Origin of the sequence: Seonamhaeicola sp. ML3 (assembly GCF_023273855.1) — a bacterium.
Classification (GTDB): Bacteria; Bacteroidota; Bacteroidia; order Flavobacteriales; family Flavobacteriaceae; genus Seonamhaeicola.
In genome coordinates, this window is record NZ_CP096884.1 from 501,105 (window position 1) to 520,920 (window position 19,816).

The 19,816-nt window shown below is 34.9% G+C and carries 22 protein-coding genes; 14 read left to right on the top strand and 8 right to left on the bottom strand.

Annotated features, from left to right (window positions below; all coding sequences use genetic code 11):
- The first annotated feature begins 55 nt into the window (after positions 1-55).
- From M0214_RS02355 to M0214_RS02405, 11 genes are all read left to right on the top strand, one after another.
- Positions 56-1,120 carry an ABC transporter substrate-binding protein gene (locus M0214_RS02355; RefSeq protein ID WP_248723874.1) on the top strand — a complete coding sequence of 355 codons (1,065 nt, stop codon included), beginning with the start codon at positions 56-58 and terminating at the stop codon, positions 1,118-1,120.
- On the top strand, positions 1,121-2,149 hold the full coding sequence (locus M0214_RS02360) for an iron ABC transporter permease (protein WP_248723875.1): 1,029 nt from the start codon (positions 1,121-1,123) through the stop codon (positions 2,147-2,149).
- 106 nt (positions 2,150-2,255) lie between these two features.
- On the top strand, positions 2,256-3,050 hold the full coding sequence (locus M0214_RS02365) for an ABC transporter ATP-binding protein (RefSeq protein WP_248723876.1): 795 nt from the start codon (positions 2,256-2,258) through the stop codon (positions 3,048-3,050).
- A gap of 129 nt (positions 3,051-3,179) precedes the next feature.
- On the top strand, positions 3,180-4,565 hold the full coding sequence (gene rmuC / locus M0214_RS02370) for a DNA recombination protein RmuC (protein WP_248723877.1): 1,386 nt from the start codon (positions 3,180-3,182) through the stop codon (positions 4,563-4,565).
- 78 nt (positions 4,566-4,643) lie between these two features.
- Complete coding sequence (locus tag M0214_RS02375) at positions 4,644-5,255, top strand: transcriptional regulator (protein ID WP_248723878.1); 612 nt, start codon at positions 4,644-4,646, stop codon at positions 5,253-5,255.
- Positions 5,252-5,956 (top strand): DUF3307 domain-containing protein, encoded by a 705-nt coding sequence (locus M0214_RS02380; protein WP_248723879.1) that lies wholly within the window; start codon positions 5,252-5,254, stop codon positions 5,954-5,956. Before M0214_RS02375 ends, M0214_RS02380 begins: the two co-directional genes overlap by 4 nt.
- A gap of 2 nt (positions 5,957-5,958) precedes the next feature.
- Positions 5,959-6,495, top strand: a complete 537-nt coding sequence (locus M0214_RS02385; RefSeq protein ID WP_248723880.1) for an acyl-CoA thioesterase — start codon at positions 5,959-5,961, stop codon at positions 6,493-6,495.
- Between the two features lie 60 nt (positions 6,496-6,555).
- Positions 6,556-6,942 (top strand): OB-fold putative lipoprotein, encoded by a 387-nt coding sequence (locus M0214_RS02390; RefSeq protein WP_248723881.1) that lies wholly within the window; start codon positions 6,556-6,558, stop codon positions 6,940-6,942.
- A 43-nt stretch (positions 6,943-6,985) separates the two neighbouring features.
- Positions 6,986-7,834, top strand: a complete 849-nt coding sequence (locus M0214_RS02395; RefSeq protein WP_248723882.1) for a DUF5777 family beta-barrel protein — start codon at positions 6,986-6,988, stop codon at positions 7,832-7,834.
- Positions 7,835-7,869: 35 nt separating this feature from the next.
- Positions 7,870-8,250 carry a hypothetical protein gene (locus tag M0214_RS02400; protein ID WP_248723883.1) on the top strand — a complete coding sequence of 127 codons (381 nt, stop codon included), beginning with the start codon at positions 7,870-7,872 and terminating at the stop codon, positions 8,248-8,250.
- Between the two features lies 1 nt (position 8,251).
- Positions 8,252-8,800, top strand: coding sequence for a YceI family protein (locus M0214_RS02405; protein WP_248723884.1), 549 nt, complete (start codon positions 8,252-8,254; stop codon positions 8,798-8,800).
- A 39-nt stretch (positions 8,801-8,839) separates the two neighbouring features.
- Here the strand turns inward: M0214_RS02405 and carB are convergent, their stop codons facing one another.
- Both carB and rpmH read right to left on the bottom strand, forming a co-directional pair.
- Positions 8,840-11,692 carry a carbamoyl-phosphate synthase large subunit gene (carB, locus tag M0214_RS02410; RefSeq protein ID WP_248723885.1) on the bottom strand — a complete coding sequence of 951 codons (2,853 nt, stop codon included), beginning with the start codon at positions 11,690-11,692 and terminating at the stop codon, positions 8,840-8,842.
- 112 nt (positions 11,693-11,804) lie between these two features.
- On the bottom strand, positions 11,805-11,966 hold the full coding sequence (rpmH, locus tag M0214_RS02415; protein WP_027878648.1) for a 50S ribosomal protein L34: 162 nt from the start codon (positions 11,964-11,966) through the stop codon (positions 11,805-11,807).
- A gap of 205 nt (positions 11,967-12,171) precedes the next feature.
- Between rpmH and M0214_RS02420 the strand changes: the two genes are divergently transcribed.
- Positions 12,172-12,750, top strand: coding sequence for a DUF2892 domain-containing protein (locus M0214_RS02420; RefSeq protein ID WP_248723886.1), 579 nt, complete (start codon positions 12,172-12,174; stop codon positions 12,748-12,750).
- A 95-nt stretch (positions 12,751-12,845) separates the two neighbouring features.
- Here M0214_RS02420 and M0214_RS02425 read toward each other — a convergent pair whose 3' ends face one another.
- Together M0214_RS02425 and M0214_RS02430 are read right to left on the bottom strand one after the other, a co-directional pair.
- A complete protein-coding gene (locus tag M0214_RS02425; RefSeq protein WP_248723887.1) occupies positions 12,846-13,778 on the bottom strand; it encodes a lytic transglycosylase domain-containing protein in 933 nt (310 codons plus the stop codon).
- A gap of 35 nt (positions 13,779-13,813) precedes the next feature.
- Positions 13,814-14,479, bottom strand: a complete 666-nt coding sequence (locus tag M0214_RS02430; protein ID WP_248723888.1) for an alpha/beta hydrolase — start codon at positions 14,477-14,479, stop codon at positions 13,814-13,816.
- A gap of 117 nt (positions 14,480-14,596) precedes the next feature.
- Here M0214_RS02430 and M0214_RS02435 point away from each other — a divergent pair, with 117 nt between their 5' ends.
- Positions 14,597-14,893 carry an N-acetyltransferase gene (locus M0214_RS02435; protein ID WP_248723889.1) on the top strand — a complete coding sequence of 99 codons (297 nt, stop codon included), beginning with the start codon at positions 14,597-14,599 and terminating at the stop codon, positions 14,891-14,893.
- A 54-nt stretch (positions 14,894-14,947) separates the two neighbouring features.
- On the opposite strand, the gene M0214_RS02440 is transcribed toward M0214_RS02435, so the two are convergent.
- Both M0214_RS02440 and mtaB read right to left on the bottom strand, forming a co-directional pair.
- Complete coding sequence (locus M0214_RS02440; protein ID WP_248723890.1) at positions 14,948-15,343, bottom strand: hypothetical protein; 396 nt, start codon at positions 15,341-15,343, stop codon at positions 14,948-14,950.
- A 122-nt stretch (positions 15,344-15,465) separates the two neighbouring features.
- Entirely contained in the window at positions 15,466-16,779 is a 1,314-nt protein-coding gene (gene mtaB, locus M0214_RS02445) for a tRNA (N(6)-L-threonylcarbamoyladenosine(37)-C(2))-methylthiotransferase MtaB (protein WP_248723891.1), read from the bottom strand.
- Between the two features lie 136 nt (positions 16,780-16,915).
- Between mtaB and M0214_RS02450 the strand changes: the two genes are divergently transcribed.
- The gene (locus tag M0214_RS02450) at positions 16,916-18,541 is read left to right on the top strand and encodes an ABC transporter substrate-binding protein (RefSeq protein WP_248723892.1); all 1,626 of its coding nucleotides are present in this window, start codon (positions 16,916-16,918) and stop codon (positions 18,539-18,541) included.
- Between the two features lie 33 nt (positions 18,542-18,574).
- Here the strand turns inward: M0214_RS02450 and M0214_RS02455 are convergent, their stop codons facing one another.
- Together M0214_RS02455 and M0214_RS02460 are read right to left on the bottom strand one after the other, a co-directional pair.
- A complete protein-coding gene (locus M0214_RS02455) occupies positions 18,575-18,913 on the bottom strand; it encodes a hypothetical protein (protein WP_248723893.1) in 339 nt (112 codons plus the stop codon).
- A 3-nt stretch (positions 18,914-18,916) separates the two neighbouring features.
- A complete protein-coding gene (locus M0214_RS02460; protein WP_248723894.1) occupies positions 18,917-19,798 on the bottom strand; it encodes a hypothetical protein in 882 nt (293 codons plus the stop codon).
- Between the last annotated feature and the right edge of the window lie 18 nt (positions 19,799-19,816).

Below are 19,816 nucleotides of genomic sequence, written 5' to 3' on the forward strand. Positions count from 1 at the left end.
TAGTTTTTTATGTTTACTGTTCTTTTCTTGTAAAAAAGAAAAACAAGTTAAACAAATGCCATTAAATAAAAATAGCACAAGCCTATCTTTAAGTTACGCCAAGGGTTTCAAAATAACAGATTTTAAGGATTATAAAGAAATTAAAGTGATTTCACCATGGCCAAAAAGCAAAGACACCTTTAACTACTACTTAGTAAAGAAAGGACACGATATACCTACCGAAATTGAAAACGAAATTGTAATAAAAACACCTATAGATAAAATTGTTGCGATGTCTACAACAAATATTCCCGCATTGGAATATTTAGATGAAGCCGCCAAATTAGTGGGCTTCCCAAGTACCAAGTTTATTTCTTCTGAACAGACTCGAAAAAGGGTTAAAGAAGGTTTAATAAAGGATTTGAACAACGATTTAGACATCAATATGGAATTACTCCTAGATTTACAACCCGAATTAGTCATTGGTTTTTCGGTAAACGGAAACAACAAGGTTTTAAATCAAATTGAAAAATTTAACATCCCCGTAGTTCTTGATGGTGCTTGGACAGAAGAACATCCATTAGGGCGTGCCGAGTGGATTAAATTTATCGGAGCCTTCTTTAACAAAGAGAAAGTAGCTGACAGTATTTTTTCTGAAATTGAATTCAATTATACTGAAGCCAAAAAGCTAGCCTCTAATTCGAGAAAAAAGCCTGTAGTTTTCTCTGGTTCTATGTTCAAGGACGTTTGGAATATCCCTGGAGGCAAAAGCTTTATCGCCAAGTATTTGGAGGATGCCAATACAAACTATTTATGGAAACATGATAGTAGCAACGGTAGTTTACAGCTTAATTTTGAAAATGTATTCTTAAAGGCCAACGACGCCGAGTTATGGATTGGAGCTGGTTCTTTCGAAAATAAAGATCAAATGGCAGAACAGCATAAAGGTTATACATATTTTAATACCTTTAAAAACAGTAACATCTACACATACACAAAACAGGAAAGCCCTAGCGGCGGACTGATTTTCTACGAATTAGGTCCTCTAAGGCCTGATATCATTTTAAAAGATATTATTAATATTGCACATCCTGAGTTGTTACCCAATTACGAATCCTACTTCTACAAACGCTTAGAATAATTGACAAAAAATAGTTCCTATACCAATTCTTTAATAATACTAGCACTCTTACTGGTTGCTGTTTTCTTTTTAAACATAAGTATAGGCTCTAGCTACGTGCCATTACCTGAAGTCTTTAAAAGTTTATTTGGTAGTGCCTCTAAACCTACTTGGGAGCAAATTATTTTTAATTACAGATTTCCAAAAGCGATAACAGCTATAATTGTTGGTTCTGGTTTAGGAATTTCTGGGCTATTGATGCAAACGTTATTTAGAAACCCTTTGGCTGGACCTTTTGTACTAGGTATTACCTCTGGAGCCAGTTTAGGGGTTGCTTTAGTTACCATGGGCGCTCCTTTATTTGGAGGCATTGCCCTAGGCATCTTAGCTTCAAAATGGAGTTTAATCGTAGCGGCGACCTTGGGAAGTTTTTTAGTATTACTAACCGTTTTAGTTGTTTCTTCAAAAGTAAGAGATACGATGGCTATTTTGATAATTGGCCTAATGTTCGCCAGTATTTCTGCAGCTGCTGTTAATGTGCTTTCTTATTTCAGTTCGGCTGAAGAACTTCAACAATTCTTCTTTTGGGGCTTTGGCAGTTTAGGAAATCTAGACTGGAATGAAATTCTTGTATTATCTGTAATTTATAGTCTTGGTTTGTTTTTTAGTATCATTTCAATCAAAACTTTGAACACGCTACTTCTTGGTGAGAATTATGCCAAAAGTTTGGGTATAGACATTAAAAAAAGCCGGTTAATTATAATCATTGCAACCAGTTTATTGGCTGGAACTATAACAGCTTTTGCTGGTCCTATTGCCTTTATAGGCCTAGCTATTCCGCATATAACAAGACAAGTTTTCAACACCTCTAACCATAAAATATTAATTCCAGCTGTTTTTTTATTTGGTGCGATAATTATGTTAATCTGCGACATTATAGCACAACTTCCCGGTAGCGACAGTACCCTTCCAATAAATGCAATAACGTCTTTATTTGGAGCACCAATTGTTATTTGGTTGTTAGTCAGAAAACGAAAAATGATGTTTTAATTATTATGCATAAATTTCAACACAACAATAACAAAATTCCAAACCAAAGATTTGATATGCCCCACTTTTTTTTGGAATTTACTAATTGGAATTTGATATTTTGAAGATGAGTCAAAATAAAACAAATATCGTTTTAAAAACAGAATATCTGTCAATTGGGTATACTTCTAAAAAGGAGCAATCTATTATTGCTTCAAACATCAATATTGAGTTACACAAAGGAGAATTAATTGGTTTAATTGGTGCTAATGGTATTGGAAAATCAACACTTTTAAGAACATTAACTGGTGTTCAACCTAAACTTGAAGGTAACATCCTTATTAATAACAAAGACCTAAATAATTACTCCAACATTAACCTAGCCAAATCATTGAGTTTAGTACTCACAGAATCCCTTCCTTCGAAAAATTTCACAGTTTCTGAATTGGTTGCACTCGGCAGACAACCATATACAAATTGGCTTGGAAACCTTTCTAATGAAGATGTAGACATTGTAAACAAAGCCCTTAATCAAATAAATATTAAGGATTTAAAGCATAAGAAATGTTTTGAATTAAGTGACGGACAACTTCAAAAAGTGATGATTGCAAGAGCCTTGGCGCAAGATACCGACTTGATTATTTTAGATGAACCTACCACGCATCTGGACATGTATCACAAGGCTTATATCTTAAAACTTCTTAAAAATTTAGCCAAGGACACCAACAAGACCATTCTGTTTTCTTCTCATGAAATTGATTTGGCCATTCAACTATGTGATAAACTGATTGTTATGACAGAAGACAAAGTCGTTTCAGATGAGCCCTGCAACTTAATATCCGAAGGAACTTTTAATAAATTATTCCCGAAAGATTTAATTGCTTTTGATGAAACCACTGGAAGTTTTAGGGTTAAAAAGTAGTGAATACCAAATAGCAGCTACAAATAATAAAACATTCTTTTTAAATTAAGTCATGTTGATACTTTGCATCTCCATGCCTTTGTGAGAGCTTATAAATCATTTATATTTGGATATATACTTTTCCAATTCATGAACGATAATCTTATCATAATTTTGGCAGCTGTAATTTTTGCTGTAATAGGCTTTTTCTTAGGGAATTACTTTTCGAAATTGAAGAATAAAAGCGAACAAAGCACCCTAGAAGAACGCAACTCTAATTTACAACAACAATTAAACGATTTAAAGTTAATTTCCGAAAAGGAAAAAGAACAACAGCAAACTAATTTTAGCAATCAAATCTCTGAATTAAAAGAGAACCTTTCCAAGATGGAATCAGAACGGGAAGAAATCCGTGGTGAGAAAGAGTTTCTAAATACCGAGTTAGCCAGGAAAAATTCTGAATACGAAAACCTTCAGCAACAAAGCATAAAAAGAGATAAAGAATTAGAAGAGCGCCAAGAACAATTGCGTAAAGATTTTGAGCTACTTGCTAACAAAATCCTTGAGGAAAAATCAAACAAGTTCACCGAACAGAACAAAGAGAACATCAAAAATATTTTAAATCCGCTACAAGAAAAAATTCAAGGTTTCGAGAAGAAGGTAGAGGCTTCCCAAAAGGAAAGCATTAGTATGCATTCGGCCTTAAAAGAACAGCTTTTAGGATTAAAAGACCTTAATCAGCAAATGACCAAAGAGGCTACCAATTTAACTCGAGCTTTAAAAGGTGACAGCAAAATGCAGGGAAACTGGGGAGAACTGGTTTTAGAGCGTGTACTTGAAAAGTCAGGGTTAGAAAAAGATCGTGAATATTTTGTCCAGCAAAGTTTTACTAGAGATGATAATTCGCGTGTAATGCCCGATGTGGTTTTGCATTTACCAGATGGTAAAAAAATGATTATAGATTCTAAAGTATCCCTTACCGATTACGAACGTATGGTAAATGCCGACGAAGATAACAGGCCTCAATTTTTAAAAGCACATGTAAATTCTGTTAGTAAACACGTAGAGCAACTTTCATCAAAAAACTACCAAGATTTATATGATATTGAATCTCCCGATTTTGTACTCATGTTCATTCCTATTGAGCCTGCATTTGCAGTAGTCGTTAATGAAGATAACAGCATTTACAACAAGGCTTTTGAAAAAAACATTGTTATTGTAACACCATCTACCCTGTTGGCTACATTACGTACCATTGACACCATGTGGAACAACGAGAAACAACAACGCAATGCCTTGGAAATTGCACGACAGGCAGGAGCTCTTTACGATAAATTTGAAGGTTTAGTGAAAGACCTAACAGGAGTTGGTAAACGCATTGATGATGCCAAAAAAGATTATTCGGCAGCTATGAATAAATTGGTTGACGGTCGAGGTAACCTCATCACAAGTGTTGAAAAACTCAAAAAAATGGGTGCTAAAGCTAAAAAATCGCTACCTGAAGCTATTTTAAAACGTGCAGAGGAAGAACAATAACATCACATTAAAATGTGATATGTTTTTTTATCACATAAAAATGTGATATATTTGTTTATCACATAAAATAGTGATGTTATGACTACTAGTGTTATTACAGGTGATATTGTAAAATCCACTGCTCATAAATTCCCAAAAATATGGTTAGATGCTTTAAAGGAGGCTTTATCATTTTTGGCTACAAACAGATTTTCATGGAGACTACATCAAGGAGACAGTTTTCAGTTAGAAATTCCTGAGAAAGACCTTGGTTTTATTAGTGCTGTGTATATAAAGGCTTCAATGAAATCTAAAGGGCTTGATGTGCGTTTAGCAATAGGTGTGGGCGATAAATCATATGAAGGAGAGAATGTTAGTGAATCCAACGGAGAGGCTTTTATGTTTTCTGGTGAAACATTAGAAACTCTTACAAAAGAAAAACAAAACCTAGGGATTAAAACCAATGATTCTGAACTTGATGAAGAGCTCAATTTGTATTTTAAATTAGCTCTTATAGCCATGGATAGTTGGACTGTAAATACAGCTGAAATAGTTAAACTTACTATCGAACAACCAAATGCTTTGCAAAGTGAATTAGGAAAAATGATTGGCATTAACCAAAATGCAGTGAGCACAAGGCAAAAACGAGCTCATTTAAATGAAATAATGGAGTTAGATTCGATGTACAGAAAAAAAATTGGTGAACTATGATTTTATTCTTAAAACTATTCCTTGCGCATATTATAAGCGACTTCTTTCTTCAACCCACCAAATGGGTAAAAGAAAATGAGAAGAAAAAATTAAAATCACCTAAACTCTATATTCATGTTCTAATACACATAGCCATTACGGCTTTAATGCTTTGGGATTTTAGGTTATGGTACCTTCCGCTAATTATTGGAGTTTCACATTTCATCATAGATGCTATTAAGCTATCCATCCAGAAGAAAAAAACAAAACGATTATTTTTCTTTTTAGACCAGTTTGCTCATATTTTAGTCATCATAGTTTGTTTTTTTATTTACTCAGGAGGCACCTCAAACCTAAAAATAGCACTGACAGAGGAGACACTTTTACTCATAACTTGTTTGTTGTTTTTAACCATTCCGGTATCAATAATTATGAAAACCATTTTTTTAAAGTGGAATATTTTAGAACTTACTAAAAATAACGAATCACTTCAGGATGCCGGTAAATATATTGGTATTTTAGAGCGTATTTTAGTGTTCATTTTCATCATATTGGGGCACTGGGAAGCCGTTGGTTTTTTAATTACAGCCAAGTCTGTATTTCGATTTGGAGACCTAAGAGAATCTAAAGACCGGCAGTTAACCGAGTATATTCTAATAGGCACACTAATAAGTTTTGGCATTGCCATAATTATAGGAGTTATTTACAATTTAATAGTTTAATTATGTTTAAGAGCGCAAAAGAGTCTCAGGTTACCATTACAGAATTAATGCTACCTTCTAATTCTAATTTTAGTGGAAAAATTCACGGGGGTTACATTTTAAATCTCATGGATCAAATCGCTTTTGCCTGTGCCTCTAAACATTCTAGGTACTATTGTGTTACCGCTTCGGTTAACCGTGTTGATTTTTTAAATCCTATAGACGTGGGTGAATTGGTGACCTTAAAAGCCTCTGTAAACTACACAGGAAGAACCTCTATGGTTATTGGTGTTCGAGTAGAATCGGAAAACATACAAACAGGGGAAAAGAAGCATTGTAACTCGTCATATTTTACCATGGTTGCCAAAGATAAAGATGGTAATAACGTTCCTGTTCCTGGACTAATTTTAGACAGCCCGCAAAGTGTACGTAGATTTTCAAGAAGTATCGCACGACAGGAGCAATCGAAGAAAAGAACTAATATTTTTAAATCTTCTGAGTTTAAAATTGAGGAACATTTAGACTCACTTAAGCATCACAATGTAAAAATCACTTTGTAAAAAGTGTAAGTTTTGCTTTTTTTAACCGACATTGTATTTATCATCAGGTAAATCTATGTTATGCGCAAATATGTTATCCTTCTACTTATTGTTTTATTTGCGCTAATAGGATACAATTATCTTTACCAAGACCATAGAGATATAACCGCTGAAACCCCCGAATTTGTTTTAACTGCCGAAACACTTTCTAATGAATTTAGTAATGCCCCTATTGAGGCTGAAAAGCAATACCTAAATAAGACTATTGAAATTTCAGGTACTATAACCGAAGTTGAAATAGATTATTTAGTCATGAACGAGAACATCTTTTGCCGATTTAAACAAGGTGAAAAACTATCACCTTCAAAAGGGCTTAAATCAAAAATAAAAGGACGTTTAATTGGCTACGATGACCTTCTTGAGGAGGTAAAACTAGACCAATGCACAATCTTAACCATTAAACCATAGTGAAAAACAGAAGTCAAATCCCTAACTAACTATAATCAACATAATGAATTACCGTATTCTATTCTTTTTTCTAATCCCATTATTAAGTTTCTCACAAGACGATTTGCTTAGCGAAATCGATTCAGACTCAATTGGTATACAATATGAATCGGCCACATTTAAGGGACTTAAAATTGTGAACTTCGAGTCTACTAAGCTAGTCGCACATAAAGAACTAACGTTTATTGTATCCCATAGATTTGGAACCTTAAAAGACGGCATAAACACCTTCTTTGGTTTGGATAATGCCGTAACCCGTTTAAATTTTGTTTATGGTATAACAGACGGTATTAACATAGGAATTTCAAGAAGCTCTGGAGTAAAGGTATACGATATCACATTTAAATACATCATCGCCAAACAAGTAAAAAATGGCTTTCCTTTTACTATAGTTGGCTTTAATGCGCTAATCTTCGATACAGGACTGAGTGATGACATATACCCACTTTTAGAATTTAAAGACAGAATGGGTTACACCTCTCAAATACTAATTGCTAGAAAAATAAACACTAACCTATCATTACAACTATCACCAACAGTTTTTCACGACAATTTTGTTGTAACAGATGAACAGAACAACACCCAATACGCCCTTGGTATTGGCGGCCGATATAAGCTCAACAAACGTTGGTCTTTAAACTTAGACTATGGCCTTCATTTAAATAGAGCAGACACTTCTCCGTTTAAAAACCCACTATCCATTGGTTTTGATTTAGAAACCGGTGGCCATGTGTTCCAAATGCATTTAACAAATGCCCAGCAAATGTACACTAATGGGTTTTTAGGACAAGGCGCTGGTGATTGGGGTGATGGAAATATCTTTTTTGGATTTAACTTAAGCAGACGATTTTAACACTATTAATACCTTAAAAATAATTGATTATGAACATGAAAAATTTAATTTACCTCTTAGGATTTATACTAATCTTTAGCGCTTGCTCTAGCAATAGCACCGACGATGTAAGCAGCCCTGACCCAGACCCGATACCTAACCCTAATCCAAATCCTAACCCAACTGCTAAAGTGACTTACGATGCAGATATAAAGAGCATAATAAGCAATAACTGCTTAAACTGTCATGGAAACCCAAGACAAAATGGAGCGCCTACAAGTTATACTACGTTTTCACAGGTTAGAAATGGAGTAGATGGCATTATAAATCGTATTAACAGAACAGGAGGTGGAGTTATGCCGCCTTCAGGACAAATGTCTTCTTCTACCAGAGCTTTAATTCAGCAATGGAAAGACGATGGTTTATTAGAAAATTAACATGAGATATTTTTTAGCTTTATACCTAATACTAACAGGAATTAGTGCTTCTGCACAGTCTAAGTACCTTACAAAAACTGGGACTGTTGACTTCGAAGCCTCTGTACCTTCATTTGAAGAAGTAAAGGCTACCAACAATTCGGTTACTGCTATTATAAATACAGAAAACGGTGAGTTTGCAGCTTTGGTTTTAGTAAAGGGATTTCGTTTTAAAAACGCCCTTATGGAAGAGCATTTTAATGAAAACTATGCAGAATCTGACACTTACCCAAAAGCAACCTTTAAAGGTAAAATAACAGATTTTGTTTTTTCTAATTTAACGGATACTGATAGCACTTTTAAGTATAATGGCGAGCTAAGCTTTCACGGTAAAACTAAAAGTCTTAAAAATTTAGACCTCCTAATTTCTAAAAATGGTGACCTAGTCAACATTTCAGGGAGTTTTATGACCAAGGCATCAGATTTTGATATTGAAATTCCCAAAATTGTGAATAATAAAATAGCTGAAGAAATAGAAATCTCTTTTAATTTTGAGTTGAAAAAGAAATAAAAAAGCCGCTTATAGCGGCTTTTTTATTAAACAAATTCTTTATTTACTCAAGTACATTTTACGTCTAGAGTATAGATCGTAAAACTCGTCGTCTTTTAAACTATCAATGAAAAGGATACTTTCTCCAGTACTCTTCATTTCTGGTCCTAATGTTTTATCTACATTCGGGAACTTGTTAAACGAAAACACTGGCTGCTTAATGGCGTAACCTTCCAATTGAGGATTGAAATTAAAATCCTTAACCTTTTTCTCTCCTAACATTAGTTTAGTTGCATAATTTACATAAGGTTCTCCATAAGCCTTAGCGATAAACGGTACCGTTCTAGATGCTCTTGGGTTGGCCTCAATGATATAAACCACATCATCTTTAACCGCAAACTGAATGTTTATTAAACCTACAGTATTAAGCGCTAAAGCAATCTTCTTGGTATGGTCTTTTATCTGTTGCATTACAAACTCACCTAAGTTAAATGGAGGCAGTGTTGAATTACTATCACCAGAGTGGATACCACAAGGTTCTATGTGCTCCATAATTCCGATGATATAAACTTCCTCACCATCACAAATAGCATCTGCTTCAGCCTCAATAGCTCCTTCTAAGTAGTGATCTAATAGTAATTTATTGTTTGGAATACTTTGTAATAAGCTAACAACGTGCTTTTCTAATTCCTTCTCATTAATTACAATCTTCATCCCTTGACCTCCTAATACATAAGATGGTCTTACCAAAATTGGAAAATCTAATTCCTTAGCTACTGCAAGGGCTTCATCGGCAGTTTCGGCAGTATCAAATTTAGGATAAGGAATGTTGTTCTCTTTTAACAGAGTAGAGAAACTTCCACGGTCTTCGGCTAAATCTAAAGAATCGAAGCTCGTACCAATAATTTTAACACCATAGCGATCTAACTTTTCAGCAAGTTTCAAGGCAGTTTGACCACCTAACTGAACGATGACACCTTCTGGTTTTTCATGCTTAATGATGTCATAAATATGCTCCCAGAAAACTGGTTCGAAATATAATTTATCGGCTGTATCGAAATCTGTAGAAACTGTTTCAGGGTTACAGTTAATCATAATGGTCTCATAACCACACTCAGCAGCAGCTAAAACCCCATGTACACAACAGTAATCAAACTCAATTCCTTGGCCAATTCTATTTGGTCCAGAACCTAGTACAATAACTTTCTTTCTATCTGTTACTACACTTTCATTATCAGAATAACGCTTACCATCGGCAGTTTCCATTTCACTTTCAAAAGTTGAATAGTAATATGGTGTCTTGGCCTCAAATTCAGCCGCACAAGTATCAACTAGCTTGTAAACTCTGTTAATATTCAATTCTTCACGCTTACTATAAACCTGACTCTCTAAACACCCTAGCATATGCGCTATCTGGCGGTCTCCATAACCTTTCTGCTTAGCTTCAAGTAAAAGTGGTTTTTCAATGGTATCAATATTAAAGGTAGAAATTTCCTTTTCTAAGAAATATAGTTCTTCGTATTGCTTTAAGAACCACATGTCTATCTTAGTGATTTCATGGATTCTACTTAAAGGGATACCCATTTTAATAGCATCGTAAATAATGAATACACGATCCCAAGACGCAAATTTTAGCTTCTCAATAATTTGATCGTAATTAGTATTCTCCTTGCCGTCAGCCCCTAAACCATTACGTTTAATCTCGAGTGACTGTGTAGCTTTGTGCAATGCTTCTTGGAACGAACGTCCAATACCCATAACCTCACCTACAGCCTTCATTTGTAGTCCTAAAGTTCTATCTGAACCTTCAAACTTATCGAAATTCCAACGTGGTATTTTTACAATAACGTAATCTAAAGTTGGTTCGAATAATGCCGAAGTCGATTTAGTAATCTGGTTGCTTAACTCATCTAAATGGTACCCCATAGCCAATTTAGCAGCAATTTTTGCAATAGGATACCCTGTTGCTTTACTTGCCAATGCCGAAGAACGTGATACACGTGGGTTAATTTCAATAGCGATAATCTCTTCTTGATCATCTGGACTAACTGCAAACTGAACGTTACAACCTCCAGCAAAATCACCAATACTACGCATCATATGGATAGCCATATCACGCATTTTTTGATACGTTCTATCACTTAAAGTCATAGCTGGCGCTACCGTAATGGAATCTCCCGTGTGGATTCCCATGGGATCCATATTTTCAATAGAACATATAATGACAACATTACCGTTAGAATCTCTTAATAACTCCAACTCATATTCTTTCCATCCAAGTAATGCTTTATCAATCATTACCTCATGGATAGGTGATATCTCAAGTCCGCGACGTAATAGCTTGTCAAAATCGGCTTCATCATAAACAATAGCCGCTCCTGCTCCACCTAAAGTAAACGAGGAACGAATACATAATGGAAAACCAAACTCTTGAGCTATCTCTTTACCTTTTAAGAAAGAGGTGGCCGTTGCCTGCGGTGCCATACCAACACCAATTTTGCCCATTAATTCTCTAAACTGTTCTCTATCCTCGGTGATATTGATAGCATCGATATTTACACCGATAAGCTCTACTCCAAAATCCTCCCAAATACCTTTTTCATCAGCCTCGATTGCAAGGTTTAGCGCAGTTTGTCCTCCCATAGTAGGTAAAACCGCATCAATTTGTGGATGTTCTTTTAAAATCTTGACTATCGACTTTGTATTCAATGGCAACAAATACACATGATCGGCCATAGAAGGATCGGTCATTATCGTTGCTGGATTCGAATTAATTAAGATAGTTTCAATTCCATCTTCTCTTAAAGATCGTAATGCCTGTGAACCAGAATAATCGAACTCACACGCTTGTCCAATGATAATTGGACCCGAACCAATAATTAGTATAGATTTTAATTTAGGATTTTTTGGCATTTTTTAAAGTATTCTAGTGAAAATAAATTAGTTGCAAAATTAGTAATTACGAAACATAAAAAAAGGCGTTACACTTAAGCAACACCTTTAACTTATAAACAATTGTTAATCATTATTTTTTATGTCTTGTTTCAGATGATACAGACAATTTCTTTCTTCCCTTAGCTCTTCTACGGGCAAGTACTTTTCTTCCATTAGCAGAAGCCATTCTTTCTCTGAAACCATGCTTGTTTCTTCTCTTTCTTTTCGATGGTTGAAACGTTCTTTTACTCATTGTCTTATATCTTTAAATATCTGAAATGTAATTATAACTGTAATTTTGACCTTTTGGCAAAACTGGGTGCAAATATACAAAGCTTTTTTATTTCACAAACCTATTTTAAAAATATTTTTTAGATAAAATTTTGTTTCTTTGCATCTCAAAATAAAATCACTCAAAAACAAGGCTATTTGCCCTGTATAACATACAAAACACAACCATGTACAACAAGATTATAAAACTCATTATTGCCATTGGAATTATCGCTTATGCTGTTTACCAATTTACCTTAGGTGAAATTGGAAATGGTATTGCCCTTATCCTATTAGCCGGTGTGTTTATCTTCTTATATTTCAAAAACGAATTTATTCTATTGGCTTTTCTTCGACTAAGAAAGCAAGATTTTGATGGTGCTAAAAAATGGCTAGACAAAATTAAAAATCCTGAAGGCGCTTTAGTTAAAAAGCAACAAGGCTACTATAATTATCTTCATGGCTTAATGACTATGCAAGATAATATGAATGATTCTGAAAAATATTTCAAAAAGGCCATTAATCTGGGCTTATCCATGAAACATGATTTAGCCATGGCTAAATTAAACCTTGCAGGAATTGCCTTTTCAAAACGCAGAAAAAGAGAGGCGCAACAATTGCTAACCGAAGCCCAAAAGCTAGATAAACACGGCATGCTCACCGATCAAATAAAAATGATGAAACAAAACATGAAGCAAGCTGTAGGACCTAATCAACATTTTGGTGCAGGTGGATCTTTAAGATCTCAGAAGAGAAGAAGCAGATAACTTTAAGTGTACTACTGTCATTCCGAACTTGTTTCGGAATCTAAATAATTTTTGGTGAGATGAGGCTGAAACGGCTTCAGCATAACAAAAATGAATTATTTCTCAGCTAAATCATAATACCCTTCTTTAGGTATTTCTATTTCGTAACGTTTCCTGGATTTATTATTGAGATGTCTTTCGCGCAACCAAGGATTGTGTAGTTTAAGTATCTTATAGTTTATTCCAAATTCCTGGGCAAACATAGAAAAGTCGGTAACAGCAGTATCTACTTCAACTTTAAAAGTTGGAATATTAGTATATAAATCTTTATCCCTAAAATTGAAACCGTATTTATTTGGATGGGATAAAATCTCTTTTAATGCCACAATTCTAAAGAGGTAACGCCCTGTTTCTTCTCCTAGTAATAAATCATAATAATCTGTAACATTTTGCTCTCCTAATCTTCTAGACACTCCAGCTTTCCCAGCGTTGTAAGCTGCCGCAGCTAGTGTCCAAGACCCTAGACTTTCTTTAGCATCTAACAAATACTTACAAGCAACCTCTGTAGCTTTTTTTAAATGATAACGTTCGTCTACATTGGTATTTACTTCTAAACCATTCTCTTTCCCTGTGGCTTTCATAATTTGCCATACTCCACGAGCACCTGCAGGAGACACCGCATTGGTGAGTCCGCTCTCAATAACAGCTAAATATTTAAAATCGTCCGGAACTCCATACTTCGCCAAAATAGGTTCTATTATTGGAAAATATTTTTTGGAACGCTTAAACATTAACAATCCATTAGATTGCCAATAGGTATTTACCAATAACTCTCTATCCATACGTTCTAGAATATCCGGATTGTTTAACGGCATGGCCTCACCCGCAAAGTCTAGATGTTCTGGGACTTGAAGTGCATAAACATTGTAATCGTTTATGAGTTTCTTTTCAAAGTTTTCATCGGTAGGCGCGTCTTGGAGGGCATAAATAAATATAAAACATAAACTTAATAACCCTACGCACGCTAAAATGCGTTCTACTAGCTTCATCGTTAAAAGTTTTGTATAAAGTTAATAAAAGCGTACTAATTTTCAAGAATTATATCCACTAAATGCGCATTAAACCACTTGTACTTATTTATTATCATAATATGGGTACCACCAGGAACAACAATACAATCTTCGATATTACTAATTGGAAAAACAGCATCATTATCACCATGAATATGCACAATACCTGTTGGCGGTTCTTCTTGCTGCCAATTAACCATACAGTCTATGGCCCAATCTAAGTATCTATTATCATTTACCGACAAGTATTTTTGATATAATTTTAGCCGTTTAGTAAAACTCTTTCCAAAGGCATATTTTTCCAGAACATCAATTTTACTGGCTAAATGCGTGGGTAATAGTTTATACACCTTTGTTTTTCCTGCCAATTGCATGTGCTTAGGAATCTCACTTTTGGACTTTACGCTAGAAACAATAATCAGTTTTTTGGGTGAAACAAACTTTACCATCTCTTGAACTAGAACACCTCCAAAAGAAACCCCTAACAACAAAAAATTCTCGTTGGTAATATGGGTTGTCATTCTATACGCATACTCGCTTAATGTTTCTTCATCTAAGGGCACACACCATTCAAGATAATGTAACTTGAATTTGTCTTGCGGGAGGCTAATATGCTCAAAAATTAATGGGCTTGCAGCCATACCTGGCATTAAATAAACATGTATTAACTCTTGACTCATAAGGTATTAACTAGGTTTTTTCTTTACAATGCCGTTTTTTTTTCGTAGTTTTGCAGCCTAAAACAAACTAAAGTTTGTAATTATATTCTCCGCATAAATTTAAAACATTTAAATAATATGGTAGATGCTGTTGAACTAATAGACAATGATTTTTTACGCCAATTTGAAGTTAAAGTTGATAATCAATTAGCGAAAATTGAGTATTCTTTACAGGAGCGAAAAATATTTTTGACTAAACTTATAATCCCTCAAAATGTTGAAGACGAAGGATTTAAAAAAGAATTTTTAGCTGCTGTTTTTGAGCAGATTCACGAAAGAAACCTAAGTGTTGTTCCTACCAGCCCAGAAATTGCGAGATTTGTTAGGGCTAACAGAAAGTATAAGCGTATGCTTCCTGTAGGCGTAAGAATTTAAGTTTTCTAAAAAAACTACTAAAAGTCCGAAGTCTAATATTTAGCTTCGGATTTTTTATTTGCCATCATAATATCTGGAGTAATCATCTGACACCTTATCCAACACTAAGTCTGCTGTAGCCTTCGAGACCAACTTACCAAATGAATTGATATAGTATTCCTCTTTGGAATTCGTATAGGAATCGGTAATCTCTATTTGATCATTCTGTAGCGACCATTCAAAAGATTCACTAGAAGAGACTACACCTTCGGCATCCTCAGTAGATCTAATTCTTCCCCCTGTATTATCTGGCCCAAAAAACAACCGTAATGTTAGCTCTTTATCCCCATCGAACTTAACATTATCCCAAACACCATAAAGCAGTTCGTTTTCATCAATATCATCTTTAGAACATGAGAATAATGAGAATGAGATAAAGGAAACAAGTAATATTTTGTGGAAAATTTTCATAAGTAGGTTGTTTTGGGGAAACAATTTCTAGATGTAAACATACTTCTTAATTGTAGTTTACCTTAAAAAACTCGTTCAACCCTCATAAAATCAGATTAAAACAACTCCAAAGCGCGTTTACTTCAGTTTTTAAAATTAAATCTCACCAGACCGTCTTCATCTATTTTAGTTAGTTCTACAGTATGTAATGTATTTACTAAATCCGGATTCCAAGGCGTTTTAACCTTTACATAGTTTTCTGTAAACCCATGAATATAGCCTTCTTTATTTTCACTTTCGAACAAAACAGTTCTGCTAGTAGCCAGCTGACTCTCATAAAACGCTCTTCGCTTTTTCACAGAGAGCCCTCGTAACATTTTACTACGTTTACTCCTTACGTTGTTAGGAACAACCTCTTCCATTTCGGCGGCTTCGGTATTATCCCTTTCAGAATAGGTAAAAACGTGTAAATAAGAAATATCGAGTTCGTTTAAAAAATGATAGGTTTCCAAAAAATGCTCGTCTGTTTCCCCTGGAAAGCCTACAATAACATCTACTCCAATACAGGCATGAGGCATCACTTCCTTTATTTTTGCAACTCTATCTATATACAATTCCTTAAGATAGCGACGCTTCATTTTCTTTAAAATTTCATTACTTCCACTCTGTAAAGGCACATGAAAATGAGGAACAAAAGCACGTGACTTAGATACCAAATCTATCGTTTCGTTTTTTAGCAAATTGGGCTCTATAGATGAAATACGAAGGCGCTCTATACCTTCAACTTTATCTAATTCGGTTACTAAATCCAAAAACGTATGTTCGTGTTTTTTGTTTCCGAATTCCCCTTTACCATAATCTCCAATATTAACGCCGGTTAAAACAATTTCCTTAATGTTTTGAGCAGCAATCTCTTTGGCGTTGTTTAAAACATTTTCCATGGTATCACTACGAGAAATACCACGAGCTAAAGGGATAGTACAATAGGTGCATTTATAGTCGCAACCGTCTTGAACTTTTAAAAATGCTCTTGTTCTATCTCCAATGGAATAAGACCCCACGTAAAAATCGGCATCTTCGATTTCACAAGAATGCACCTCTCCAAAATCGTTTTTTGTTAAATCGTTCAGGTAATCTGTAATCTTGAACTTTTCAGTAGCCCCCAAAACCAAATCCACGCCATCTACATCTGCTAACTCCTGTGGTTTTAATTGGGCGTAACACCCCACAGCTGCTACAAACGCTTTATCGTTTGCCTTTTGGGCTTGCTTTACAATAGTTTTGAAACGCTTATCGGCATTTTCTGTAACCGAACATGTGTTTATCACATAGATATCGGCTTTCTCTGAAAAATCTACACGATCAAAACCTTCGTTCTTAAAACTTCTGGCTATAGTAGAGGTCTCGGAAAAATTCAACTTACAACCTAATGTATAAAATGCGACTTTTTTGTTCATTATTGTTCTGATGCTATTTCTAGCGCTTTAAAACTCTTTATATTTGTGATATTAAGGAAACCAATACATAAAAAATTATAGGCTATTGATTTCTTAGGCGCACAATTAGCGTGCAAATTTACAACTAATTAGTTATATGATAAAACCTGTTAAAAAACAAATAACACACTATATATCAATAAGTTGTATAATAATATTTATTTTCTCCTGCACAAAAAACGCAAACTCAAATAGAGACCACCTCGTCTTTAGATACAACGAGTATGCTAACATCAACACATTAGACCCTGCTTTTTCAAGGACGTTACAGGATAATTCTGTAAACAATCAAATCTACAACGGATTGGTTCAACTTGATGACCGTCTAAACATAAAGCCTTGTATTGCCAAATCTTGGAACATTTCTAACGATGCTTTAGTTTACACGTTCAGCCTAAGAAACGATGTTTTTTTCCACAAACACCACTTATTTGGCAAAGATTCCACCAGAACGGTTACGGCTAAAGATTTTGAATTTAGTTTAAATCGATTAAGAAATAAGAAACTGGCCGCTCCAGGAAGTTGGGTTTTAAATAAGGTTCGTGATTTTAAGGCCATAAACGACACCATTTTCAGCATTGAATTAAAACAACCTTTTCCTGCATTTATCGGTCTACTTGCCATGAAATATTGCTCTGTAGTTCCAGAAGAAATCTTAACACATTACGGAAACGATTTTAGGTCTAACCCTATTGGAACGGGGCCTTTTAAGTTTAAACGCTGGGAGGAAAACATTAAGCTTGTTTTAAGAAGAAACGAACTTTATTTTGAAAAAGACTCTTTGGGCAACCAACTCCCGTATTTAGAGGCGGTAGCATTAACTTTTTTACCCGATAAACAAAGCGAATTTTTACAATTTGCTCAGGGCAATATCGACTATTTACAGAGTCTAGACAATTCTTATAAAGATGAATTGTTAACCGCCAACGGCAAACTTAGAGCTAAATACAACGCCACGGTAAACATGTCCCGCGGCCCTTACCTCAACACCGAATACCTTGGCTTTTACCTTGATTCTGAAACGCCCGAAATTCAATCTAAGCTAATTAGGAAGGCCATAAATTATGGTTTCGACAGAAAAAAGATGATGATTTACCTTCGAAACGGCATTGGCAATCCTGCTAATGGCGGATTTATTCCTATTGGACTAGAAGGTCACAAAACAACCAGTGGCTATAGCTATCAACCTCAAAAAGCCAAACAACTCATCAATCAGTTTAAAAAAGAAAGCGGTATTACAAACCCCGAAATAAACTTAGTAACAACGAGTAATTACTTAGATTTTTGTGAATTCATTCAACGAGAGCTCGAAAAGGCGGGCCTAAGCATAAATGTTGAAGTCATGCCAGAGGCAGCACTGCGAAGTGCGCGATACAATGGAAAAGTAGACATGTTTCGAAGTTCTTGGGTTGCCGATTATCTAGACGCCGAAAACTATTTGTCCATTTTTTACAGCAAGAACTTCGCTCCCAGTGGCTCGAACTACTTCCACTTCAAAAACAAAACAGTAGATAGCCTTTACAATAAAGCGTTCCTAATTACCAATATTGAAGAACGAAAAGAGTTATACTCCAAAATAGATTCATTAGCTATGGATCATGCTATCATGGTGCCTCTTTATTACGATGAAGTCGTAAGGTTTACCCAAAAAAACATAAGTGGCCTTGGCATCAATCCCATAAACATGATTGATTTAAAACGTGTTAAAAAAGCTGAGGAATAATTTTCAACTATGACAGAACTAGTGTTCTAAAGGCTAAAAATCTTCTTTGGGAGCTTTACCAATATCTTGAATCTCATCTTTTACCTCAACACCTGTTTTCTCCCATTTTTTCTTCAATAATATATAGAATAGATATACTGTTAAAAGTCCAAAAGGAAGGGCCAATAAGCCCGCTCCAAGGTTATTGTCCCAATCAATACCCAAATCAAAAAGCCCATCTATAATACCAAGGGTAAAACCTCCAATGACGATAGCGCCGACATAATACGAGGCTACACCTAAGATAGCGAAAAGCCATTTCTTCTGGTTATATGCAACCGATAAATCGTAAAAACGTTTCCCTATAAAGTAAACAAGTATTAAACCTAACATATTTTAGTTTTTAATGAAATAATAAATATCGTCGTCGCCCTTTCCTTTAAGTCTTTTAGAGACCAAGTATCCTGAGGTTCCATTGTTGTTTGTTATAAATGAAAAATCGTCCTTAGAGCTATTTAACGGTTTTGGTAATTTTTCAGCTTTAGTAAATTCTCCCTTGTCATTTATAGTGCTTTTGTAAATATCGTAAGCCCCGTAACCTCCCGCTCTTAAAGAAGAGAAATACAACACATTATCATCTGTAATAACAGGAAACATTTCCCTGCTATATGAATTCACATTCTTTCCTAAGTTTTTGGGCTCAGAAAAGGAGTTATGTCCTAAGACATCAACCTTAAAGATATCGGAACCTCCTTTTGTTGTCTCTCTGCCTCCTCGAAGGTTAGATGTGAAGTATAACGTTTTCCCGTCACTACTTAAAGTGGGATGCGCATACGAATACCTAAGTTTACAAAAAGGCAACACCTTAAAATCGGTCCAACCAATAACCTTATCGTACCTACCAACCGAAATATGAAAATTTTCCATATTAAAATTTCCTTTGGGCTTATTTTTATAATTATACCTCGAAGTAATGTATAAATACTTCCCATCTGGCGATAGCGTTGTACTTGTAATATTGATTATATTCTGTCTTGGATCTATGGGGAGTTGTTCAATATTTATAATTTCACCTGTTTCAGAAACCTCTCCCTGGAAGACCTGTAAAACAGGCATACCTTGGATTTTTTTAACCTTACCCTTTTTCCCCGTAACAAAAGATGTAAATAGGATTTTGTTGGACTTGATTGACATTAAGGCAAAATGTGGGTATTTATTGTTTAGGTCTATATTGACAATCTTGTAAGTGTCTTTTTGAGAAAACACAAGTACAGACATAAAAAGCAATAGCAAGCT